The organism is candidate division TA06 bacterium, assembly GCA_004376575.1.
Lineage (GTDB): Bacteria > Hydrothermota > DG-26 > E44-bin18 > E44-bin18 > E44-bin18.
Genome location: SOJN01000077.1, coordinates 1 through 9,900 on the forward strand (window position 1 = coordinate 1; position 9,900 = coordinate 9,900).

Annotated in this window: 9 protein-coding genes; 2 read left to right on the forward strand and 7 right to left on the reverse strand. The window is 50.5% G+C overall.

All coding sequences use genetic code 11. From position 1 onward, the window contains the following. Positions 1 to 269: 269 nt before the first annotated feature. The 6 genes from E3J62_06650 to E3J62_06675 all read right to left on the reverse strand — a co-directional run bounded on the left by E3J62_06650 (position 270) and on the right by E3J62_06675 (position 6,194). Positions 270 to 1,469 (reverse strand): hypothetical protein, encoded by a 1,200-nt coding sequence (locus tag E3J62_06650; GenBank protein ID TET45690.1) that lies wholly within the window; start codon positions 1,467 to 1,469, stop codon positions 270 to 272. Then, positions 1,444 to 2,139, reverse strand: coding sequence for an ABC transporter ATP-binding protein (locus tag E3J62_06655; GenBank protein ID TET45691.1), 696 nt, complete (start codon positions 2,137 to 2,139; stop codon positions 1,444 to 1,446). The genes E3J62_06650 and E3J62_06655 overlap by 26 nt, the downstream gene beginning before the upstream one ends. A 24-nt stretch (positions 2,140 to 2,163) precedes the next feature. Continuing rightward, entirely contained in the window at positions 2,164 to 3,324 is a 1,161-nt protein-coding gene (locus E3J62_06660; GenBank protein TET45692.1) for an ABC transporter permease, read from the reverse strand. Between the two features lie 67 nt (positions 3,325 to 3,391). Continuing rightward, positions 3,392 to 4,615, reverse strand: coding sequence for an ABC transporter permease (locus E3J62_06665; GenBank protein ID TET45693.1), 1,224 nt, complete (start codon positions 4,613 to 4,615; stop codon positions 3,392 to 3,394). Between the two features lie 3 nt (positions 4,616 to 4,618). Further along, positions 4,619 to 5,380, reverse strand: coding sequence for an outer membrane lipoprotein-sorting protein (locus E3J62_06670; protein ID TET45694.1), 762 nt, complete (start codon positions 5,378 to 5,380; stop codon positions 4,619 to 4,621). Between the two features lie 28 nt (positions 5,381 to 5,408). Beyond that, entirely contained in the window at positions 5,409 to 6,194 is a 786-nt protein-coding gene (locus tag E3J62_06675; protein TET45695.1) for a TetR/AcrR family transcriptional regulator, read from the reverse strand. Positions 6,195 to 6,956: 762 nt separating this feature from the next. Here E3J62_06675 and E3J62_06680 point away from each other — a divergent pair. Together E3J62_06680 and E3J62_06685 are read left to right on the forward strand one after the other, a co-directional pair. Then, entirely contained in the window at positions 6,957 to 7,775 is an 819-nt protein-coding gene (locus E3J62_06680) for a hypothetical protein (protein ID TET45696.1), read from the forward strand. After that, on the forward strand, positions 7,724 to 8,542 hold the full coding sequence (locus E3J62_06685; protein ID TET45697.1) for a nucleotidyl transferase AbiEii/AbiGii toxin family protein: 819 nt from the start codon (positions 7,724 to 7,726) through the stop codon (positions 8,540 to 8,542). The genes E3J62_06680 and E3J62_06685 overlap by 52 nt, the downstream gene beginning before the upstream one ends. A gap of 514 nt (positions 8,543 to 9,056) precedes the next feature. Here the strand turns inward: E3J62_06685 and E3J62_06690 are convergent. After that, complete coding sequence (locus E3J62_06690; GenBank protein TET45698.1) at positions 9,057 to 9,581, reverse strand: GNAT family N-acetyltransferase; 525 nt, start codon at positions 9,579 to 9,581, stop codon at positions 9,057 to 9,059. Between the last annotated feature and the right edge of the window lie 319 nt (positions 9,582 to 9,900).

The following is a 9,900-nucleotide window of genomic DNA, read 5'->3' on the forward strand; positions in this document are numbered from 1 at the left end:
AACCACGAGATTACACAAGATTTACACAGATTCAAACGACATCCTCATGGCTGAACCCCGACCAGAAAAACAATCTTGTGATAATCTGTGTAAATCTGTGGTTATAGAGGTTCAACACGGACCCCTTGAAACCACGAGATTACACAAGATTTACACAGATTCAAACCACATCCTCATGGCTGAACCCCGACCAGAAAAATAATCTTGTGATAATCTGTGCTAATCTGTGGTTCCAGGGGTTTGGGATTCCAGAGGCTGATGGCTGTTTTTCAGAACGACATCTTCAGGCGGAGGAAGAGCATCTGGCCTAGGTCGCCGAACTCGGTCCTTTCGTCGCCGCCAAAGATCAGGGCTATTGCTGTAAAATCCAAATCTGTAGCGAGTGACTGGTCAATCGAGGGGCCGATGTACCAGGAACGATCATGTGGATTCAGGATGCCGGAAATACTGCCGCGGATGAGGGGTGTGATGTTGAGAGCCACCTGACCGAAAAGAGAGGTTCTAGCGGGTGTCAATTCACCTTCTGCAATAGCTGTGGCCCAATGCAAGCCGCCAGCAGGACCGGTCGTCCCGCGCTGATTAAAGAGTACTTCTCCAAGCAGGTAAAACGAGTTCGGAAAGGTATAGTCACCTGAAACTCCCGCCACAAGGTAGGGTTCAGGAATGTGTGAATCCTCATCAGGGTACGTGTATAGCGCCTCTCCGCGAAATCCGCCGCCTCGAATCTGTCCTGCCCAAGCTGTGCCAACCACCGTGCCCCTCCCTCTGCGTCCACCAAGAAAGTGAAGATCGTAGCGCCACCTGTTGATCTTGACCAGGGCCGCTGTAACGCTCTTCTCGAACTCTTCAACCGGAGCTGCCGCGACCTCAACCTTTGAACTGGGACCAGTGTAGTACTGAAACCGCAACCCATCTGTCCCGGGTCTTTCCTCGTTATCGAAGTCAAGGGGAGAATAGGGATTGAACAGGTCAATCGGGTTCCACGCCAGATTAGTTCCCCAGGCAATCCGCTGCCTGCCAGCAGTCACCTGAATCTGGCCAGCATACCAGTCTACCCAGGCCCGATCTATTGTGGTCATGAGAGTCACGTCTTCCTGGTCTATTGGGGTCCACGACCAGTCGAAATATCGAGCTTGGCCAAACTCCGGCACGCCTTCTGCAACGGGCTCAATGCCATCCATTGCTTCATTCTCAATAAGGAGAGCAGCAAGCCATGTCTTCACCTCCAGCGCGCCCGTGAGAGTATAGGTTGGATACCACCTCAGGTTCTGTCTTGCGTGAATAGTGTTGCTCAGCCGCAACCCCGGCTCGACGAGGTGGGGGTCCGTTCTGTGCAAACCCACGAGATCCTTCACATATCCGCGTAGGGTGTATTCATCCCATGAAGCGAAGGCGCGAAAGGAAGCGAGTAGCAGTAAAGAAGCAACCAGGAAAAAGACTCTTCTATTCAGCCTTTGACATTCTCTCATCAGAGAATACTTCTCCGTCTCTCAGTGTCACCACTCTTCTTGCCCGTTCGACCACACGGGCGTCATGTGTCGAGAATATGAAAGTCATATTTCTGGTACGATTCATCTCCTCCATTATGTCGAGCAAATTGCCAGCTGAGGTACTGTCCAGATTTGCGGTCGGTTCATCCGCAAGCACAAACGATGGAAAAGAGGCGAGTGCGCGAGCGACTGCGACCCTTTGCTGCTGGCCACCAGAGAGCTCCCAAGGTCTTCGGTCGATGAACTCGCTCAACCCAACATCTTTTAGTAACTCAACAGCCCTTTCGGTCCGCTCTTTCCTAGGTTTCCCTTGCAGGAGCATTATGAATTCGACATTCTCCTTTGCCGTAAGCACCGGGATTAGATTAAATGCCTGAAACACAAAACCGATGTGATTCAACCGGAATTCTATGAGCGCGTTCTGTCTCATACCGGTGATATCATGTTCATCGATGAAGACTTTGCCTGATGTCGGGCCATCGAGCCCGCCAATTATGTTCATCAGAGTCGTCTTACCTGAACCTGATGGCCCCACGATAGCTGTGAACTCTCCCGGTTCAATGCCAAGATCGACCCCATTCAACGCCCTTACCGGGACTCTGTGTTCGTCGTATATTTTTGTTATCTTCTCAGTCACTATTACGGGCATCGTGCACCTCGCTTCCTGCAATCATTAGTAGGTTCTTATAGCTTTTACTGGATTTATCTTTACCGCCTTGATTGCCGGATAGATGGCAGACAATACTGCAACAACTATGACCAGGAGTAAAAGCTTGGGATACTCAGCCAAGGCCATCTGTGGGTACAATATCTCGCTTGCACCAAAACTGGCCAATCCTTTGGAAACGATCGATAGATCAATACCTGTTCGGCCCAAATATGCTATAGACGCCGCTCCCAGCCCCATGCCGATAATCCCACCTGAAATGGCAAGAAGAACGGTCTCGAGTACTATCATAGCGAAAATTCTTCCATGCTTCATACCAACAGCCATCAAGACACCCAGTTCACGCACACGCTCGAGCACAGCCATAAGCATGATATTGACTATCCCGAAGGCGAGCGAAAGAAGAATGATTATCATGAATATGTATAGATACTGACTCATCGCCTCCTTGGTATATTCCAGTTCAGGTGCCAACTCGCCCCATGTCAATACCTCCAATTGGGGAGACAACCTTTCGAGCTTCCCAGCAAAATCGGGAATACCTTCTGAATCCCGTGCCATTATCGCTATTTCGTGAATCCGACCGCCAAGTCCAAGAATCCTATCGATGTCTGCCTTCTTGACGAACACGGCGCTTCCATCGAAGACCGACGATGGGGTTTTGTATATCCCCACGACGCGGAAAGCCCCCGCTGTGATATCTCCGTCGAGCGCCTGTGCGGTCAACACGATCTTAGCACCTAACTTAGTCTTAAGCTTCTCTGCCAGTTTGGCGCCGATGACCGCGGGGTTCTGCTTGTCGGTTTCAAAATAGGTCCCGTGGGTGAGCATCTCGTGGATCCTTGTGACGCTGTGCTCATCTTCCGGCACAACCCCATGAATCATGACGCCAGTTCCTGTAACTGGAGACGCGGCCATTGCCGTTACCTTCACTCGGCCGACGGCTGCTTCGACCTCCTGCATCTGGCGAATCTTTCCGAGCAACTCACTGCCGGAAGGAATGGTCTTATTGATCTCCTTGTCAGCATAGAATCCCTTTTTGAAAAGCTGTACGTGCGAGAGGCGAGTTTCTATGGCTGATTCAATCATCTGCTCACCCATGCCCAGGTTGAGCGACATGTACAACAACCCACCCCACAACCCGAAGGCTACGGCGCAGATGATCACACTGCTGCGCTTCTTATTACGCCAGGCATTCCTCCACGCAATTGACCAGAGCGTGTTTGCCTCCCTTCTATCCGGTCTTCAGAGCGTTCACTGGTCTCAGCCTGAGGGTTCGGACCATGGGGTAGATTGTGGCAAGGATTGCGACAACGAACACCGCCAATGCCTGAACACAGAAGATCATTGGATCCAGCGAAAAGGGCATGATGGGTTCATAGCCATAACTCAACATAACCTCTTTCATCCTCCCACTAAACACAATAGGATGGTAATACATGTAAACCAACAGTGGAATACCAAGCGCTATTCCTGTGGCAACGGCTATAAGCGAGAGCATTGTACTTTCGAGGAAGAGAATGAAAGACAGCTGCATTCGCTTCAAGCCAATGGCGATGAGCATACCAAACTCGCGTGTCCGCTCCAGGGTCATCATCAATACGGTTCCCAGAATACCAAAGCCGATGATCATGTATATGATCCACAGCATGATTATCCCACCAGCATTGTCAGCTTCTATCATCTGGACCAGCTCTGGCAGCATTTCATCCCACGACATCACCTCATATGCTTCATCGAATCTTTTCTTCAGTTCGGACACTACCGCCGAGAGATGTTTCTGATTGTCTATCATTATTGCAATGGCAGTCACCCTGCCGTAAGCCCCATACAGGAACTGCGTTTCCTTAAGAGACAGATAACTCATGGTTGAATTCAGGTCTGGAGAAGGGAAAGTAACAATTCCTGTTACCGGGTATTTTCCTGCGGCTGTCACCCCATGATACCCCTGACCTAGAAGTACGACAGTATCCCCAGTGCCGACACCCAGCCGCTTTGCCATTCCCTCGGCCAGCAGTATTCCGGGATCATCCGCTGTCAGGTACTCGCCTTCGGTGACCTTTCTGCTCAGAGCCGTGATCCGGTCTTCACTCACCGGGTTGATGCCGATGACTATAGCTCCGGCCGTGTGCTCTCCCGAAGATACAAGGGCGAAGGATTCCAGTCTTGGAGTCACTGCGGTCGTGTTCTTCGTTTGTTCAGCTACCCATGCCAGTGAATCAGAGTAGATGAAACTCTCATCTGGCGTCTGCTTCTCCCAGTATCCTGCTGAATGGATCTGTACGTAACCGGTGTAGAAAGAGACCACGTTATCTATCATCTTCGCATACGAGCCAAGCTGCATTGACCGAGTGAAAAGCGCAATAATTACCGCGAACACGATAGACGCTATGGTAATCCAGCTCCTTCTCTTGTTTCTCCAGATATTCCGCCACGCCAATGTTAAGTACATGCCCATCCTCTACCTGATCCTCTTCATGTTTTGCTCAGAGAAGAACGTTTGCGGAATTGGAATGTCAAACTCAACCGAGCGATATTCAAGAATTGTCTTGTGCCCTTCCTCGTCCACAGGAATCATCTCCATAAGAGTCGGAATCACTCTTCCTCCCATGTCTTTGATCTGCGACATCTCGAGTATGTTGATAAGCTCGTCGTCTTCGTCATAAAATTCACCTCTGAGTTGCATGTAGTCTTCTTTGGTGATCCAAATCATCACTTTTCCCCAGACCACAGGAGCTTCCGGTTTCGGCGTCGCTTCTATCACATAGCAATCACGACCATCGATAATCGAATCACCAACAATCTCATGCGTGTAATCATTGACTATTGAGGATTCTCTGACCAGGTCGTCGTTCGTGAAATCAGATCCCATCCAGGACTGCATCATCATGGAAGGCGGTATCTTGATTACACGTTCAACCGAAGGGAGCCAATTCCATATTTCATTCTTCCTCTTTAAGAAAGTCATCCCTTTATCGCGGTCCGGGTAGGTTATCAGTATAAGCGCATAGTCCTCCCCTCTGGACCAGGTCTTCATCCTCACTTCCCGCGACCAATCAGGCCTCACTATTGTCATGGACATCTCGGTTTTCGCCGTCTCACCGCGAAACTTCTTGTCCGCCAGCTCAACAATATCCTTTGCATCCCGTTCTGAGGTTTGACCGACCACGGAAGAGACACATAGAAAGAACACACTCAGTGCCATAAATCCAATCCTTTTCATCGCTTCCCACCCATTCTTGGTAAACCACTCATTGCCGTTCACGAATTGCTCGCGAAATTCCTTCAAAGAAATCCTTGTCCACCACTTCGATGGACCCCTTCGGGGCACCGAGAATTCCTTCTAGAGCCTTCAAATATAAGGTGATTCGCTGTTCCATCACAGCCATGTTCTCAGGTTTGTCCTCCAGTTCCAGGAGCGACTTAACCTGCATCTCGCCCACACTGTTACCCATATGGAGGATAAACATTGCCGCTTCTTCAGGGTCAGCAACGTCGAAGACCCCTTCCTCGACCCCCTGGGCAATGATGTTCGCCAAGGGAGGTGCGACCAGAGCCGTGGTCCTCATATTCATCTTATGTCGAATGATTATGTTCTCATCGCGGTAGAGGATCCGAGCCACTTCTATTAGTACGCCGATATTCGCAAGTTTCCAACGCCAAGAGGCGGCGAAGAATCGGTTGAGCCTCTCGAGGGGCGAAACCGAATCATCCTGCAGCGATGCCGCGATTTGATCAAAACCTTCCTTGGTCATGCGCTCAACCACTGCATTCAGAACTTCCTCTTTCGAAGAGAAGTAGTGGTAGAATGTTCCCTTGGACACCCTGGCCTTGTCGATGATCGCCTGGACAGGAGTCGCGTCGTAGCCGTTTTTGGCAAAGAGCTCCCAAGCAGCCCCGATCAGCAGCACCTTGGTATCCCGGTGGTCTTCCGTCCTTTCTTCCATCATTTGCTCCCGAATTTTCACTCTGGACATACCGACCGTCAGTCTAGACCGACCGTCGGTATATATAACACCGATTCTCCGTTTTGTCAACCCCCCGGACCAAAAAAACCGAGAATAGAAAACGAAATAGTGTCACTTGGCCTGTACTATGGGCCATGTGGCATCCTCGTAAGGAGTAGAGGTCAAATGGCCTGAATATGATTTTCCACCTGACAGCGATGCACCCATCTTGCATATTTGGTTCGTTGGGTATCCAAAATGGCTGCCATTTTGGATAACACACTATCGAAAAATACAAACCTAATGTCGGGCTCGGTGCCCCCTCCTTCGCTCTGGCAAGCTCCGAAGGACACGCTCCGAATACTCGAAGGATCCATGACTTGACACTTTGACAGTTTCTAGCGGCACTGATCTCGCGGTGCGCTCTGGCTCTTCGTAGAGGTATCCTCAGGAGGTATAGGCTCTCAAGGACTGACTCTTTCTAAGATTCGACGTTCGCGAGCGCCTAAAACCCTCTAAAAGGTAATCCCATGGCTATCGCCACGTGGGACGAGTTCCGCAACTGGCTTTTCACTGAAGACGCCAGAATTTTCCTCGGTCAACTGAAAGAACTCTTCCTCGCCCTTCACGTCTAACCTCCTGCGGATTCGGAGTAGCCGCTTGTCCTTCGCACTCGGCTTCGCCAAGCATAAACTCCGCCGAAGGGAGCTTGCGCCTCAATACCCTCGGGACTCAAGGCATATGGCTTGGGGAGTGCCGAGTAGGCCGAGGCGCTCGGCGCCATCGGCAGAAAGAGGAGGAAAAAGGCTTGCATTCTTTGTCTTTATATAATATTGTAGTTAGTGCCAAGAAATGGAACCAAATACAAGAGAATATAAAGGCGGTCTGACCGACAGAGAATCCTTTCTCATCTCTACCCTGGCCCGCCAGGACAAGGCGGTGTTCAGTATCGAGGACGCAAGGGCGGTAATGGGAGAGAACGCCAAGAAAGTGATGCACTCTCTCATTCAGAAGAAGTGGGTCCTGCCTCTTAGGAGAGGTTTGTACGCCATCGTTCCGCTGGATATGGGTGTCAGGGGCGCAGACAGCTTCGCGCTTCACAACTTCGTCATTGGGTCGCTTTTGGTGGACCCCTACTACATTGGTTTCTGGTCTGCGCTCAACTATCACGGGCTATCAAGTCAGATACCCAAGACCACATTCGTAGCCTCCACACAAGCCAAGAAACCAATTGACGTGACCGGCTCCAGATACTACTTCGTGAAGCTCTCCAACAGGAAATTCTTCGGATTCTCTGAGATTGAGATAGACTCAAGGAAAGTGAATATCTCCACAATAGAGAAGACTGTGACAGATTGCCTTGACCATCCAGAGCATAGTGGCGGGATTGATGAGGTGGCCAGGTCCATCTTCTTTTCATACAAGGAGCTGGAAATGGGCACGATAAAAGAACACGCGCTGAAGATGGGGAACATGACGATTCTCAAGAGACTGGGATACATTCTCGATGTCACTGGTTTGCTGGGCTCCTTCAGTCACCTCTTTACAGGGGTCAAGCTCTCCGCTGGATATCCTCCCCTTGACCTTCTGTCGCCCAGAAGAGGCAGATACGATTCGAAATGGGGGCTGATGGTGAACTGCGAGATCGACAAGGAAGGTTGGATGTATTGATTGATAGGAGAGATCTTCTCGAAACAGCCAGGGAGAAGAATCTGCCCATCACGATCATTGAGAAGGATTATGTCCTGGGCTGGCTGTTGTTCGGATTCTCGGGAGTCACCGATCTCGTACTCAAAGGCGGGACCGCTCTTTCGAAGTTCTACTTTCCTCAGATCTGGAGGCTGTCCGAAGACCTGGACTTCGTATTCCTTGGTACCGATTTCAAAAAGGTCGTAACTGTCCTCGACAAAGTATTCGAATCAGTCCACGAGAACAGCGGAATCAATTTCAGGCTAAAGAGCGAGTACTCCAATCCGGAATACCTGCAACTGAAGATACAATACGACGCGGTCATCGGAAAGAACTGGGCCAAGGTGGACGTAACCAGAGAGAAGCCCATTGACCGAGTTGTAGAGAAAGAACTGCAAAGAGTGTATTCAGACTATCCTGGCTTCAGCACAAAACTGGAAACAGTGGAGGAGATTCTTGCGCAAAAACTGAGAGCCATTTTGGAGAGGCAAAAGTGCAGAGACTACTACGATGTCTGGAAGCTCTTGGAGCTGGAAATAGATCTCCAGCACGTCAGGACGTTGTTTGAAAGGAAATGCGAGTTCAAAGACATAGAGTTCGCGGGATCTCACCAATTCTTCCCTGCAGACATCCTTGAGGTTCTTCGACCCTATTGGGAACGCGAACTCGGAAGATTGCTCCAACCGCTGCCCAGTCTGGAAACGGTTGTCTCGGAGTTGAAAAAGAAGCTACAGAGCGTAATGGTATGACTATCTTCCTCAGCTTCCGATTGTCAGTGATGGCGTGTCTGTGTCCCCTGGCTGAGTGCCAGTGACATCGAAACACCGTTGACTCATGCCCCACGATGCCATAGAATTCTTTCTGGGAAGTGACGATTCTGTCGTCTTTGAGGAGAAAAATGCGAAGCCAGCCGTAGTCATTCGAGACGTAGGCTGGTCAAAGTGTCAAGCACCGAGGTTTGTCCCCATGGCTATTTTGCCAAAATGTCAAGCACCGTCCCCAAATCAAAATCAGATGCAAGTGGCGTCTGTTGCCGTGCCAGTCCTTTACGCGATCCGGTCTCTTGATGTCACGCACCAGACCAATGCTCTCAAGCTGCTTGAGTAGACTGTGGACCCTTTCTTCAAGTTCGGGGCCGCGTTCTCGGTTGCGCTTGCTGGTTTTGGGCATTGAATGACGACCTGTCACGGGAAACCGGTGAAGCTCTTAGGGAGCCGCATAACGGCTCGCGCGTCAGCGGCTACAGTCCGCTGAACGCGCTGGTTAGGCTTTCCTTTCTTGTGGTTGAGCCGGATTCTTATCCCGCAAGAAATCCATCCTCATCAGATGATCGCAACCCTCCAGAATCTCGCCGGTGTAAACGAAACCTAGTTTCTGGTAGAAAGAGCCTGCGTCGCCATCATTCTTGAGGTGGCTGGTCACAAGTTCCTTCGCATTCCCTGAAGCCTTGATGCGCTCGACCAGCAACTCGACAGCCCGGAAGCCATACCCCTTACCCTGATGCTTCGCGTCAATCATCAGTCGCCATAGAAAGTATTCACCTTGAGCCGGCGCCTCTGATGTCATGAGAAACCCAACAGGGATTTCGTTCGCGTAAATGGCTCGCATCCATACGGGGTCATCATCGGCAGGATAGTGCCCTTCGGCGATGGAATACCCATTGGAACGTGGATAGACCTTCTTCTGCTCCTCGGTCACGCGAAGCCGGAGGATTGCCTTGATATTCTTGCTCGTGATCTCCTGCAAACTGACCGCTACAATCTCGTTTTTGGCGTTCTCATCTGCCATAGATTCTCCTTCTTGATGCCTAGCAATGTTTATATGGTTTCTTCATAACACCTATGGGCCGCAAAATCGCGGCATAACATCCCGTAGCCTGAAACGGCATAAGCTGTTGAATTGCAGGCGATTAGACAGCCTGTAGCCCTTAGGGAGGAGTAATATATGGTTTTTGTATAAGACACCATCGTTTCACCTCTACAAGTCGTCCAGGGGGCTCTTGACTCCCTTGCCTCCCCGGTTGAGTACGTGGGTGTAGATCATGGTCGTCTTGCCAATTCTTTCTTGGAACTAACCCGGGTTTCTCCGGTAGAACTGACCCACCTCC

Coding starts and splice junctions, on each gene's coding strand:
- E3J62_06690 (TET45698.1), bottom strand. CDS start 9,581: ATGGCAGATGAGAACGCCAAAAACGAGATTGTAGCGGTCAGTTTGCAG.
- E3J62_06650 (TET45690.1), bottom strand. CDS start 1,469: ATGAGAGAATGTCAAAGGCTGAATAGAAGAGTCTTTTTCCTGGTTGCT.
- E3J62_06685 (TET45697.1), top strand. CDS start 7,724: ATGGGGGCTGATGGTGAACTGCGAGATCGACAAGGAAGGTTGGATGTA.
- E3J62_06665 (TET45693.1), bottom strand. CDS start 4,615: ATGGGCATGTACTTAACATTGGCGTGGCGGAATATCTGGAGAAACAAG.
- E3J62_06680 (TET45696.1), top strand. CDS start 6,957: ATGGAACCAAATACAAGAGAATATAAAGGCGGTCTGACCGACAGAGAA.
- E3J62_06655 (TET45691.1), bottom strand. CDS start 2,139: ATGCCCGTAATAGTGACTGAGAAGATAACAAAAATATACGACGAACAC.
- E3J62_06670 (TET45694.1), bottom strand. CDS start 5,380: ATGAAAAGGATTGGATTTATGGCACTGAGTGTGTTCTTTCTATGTGTC.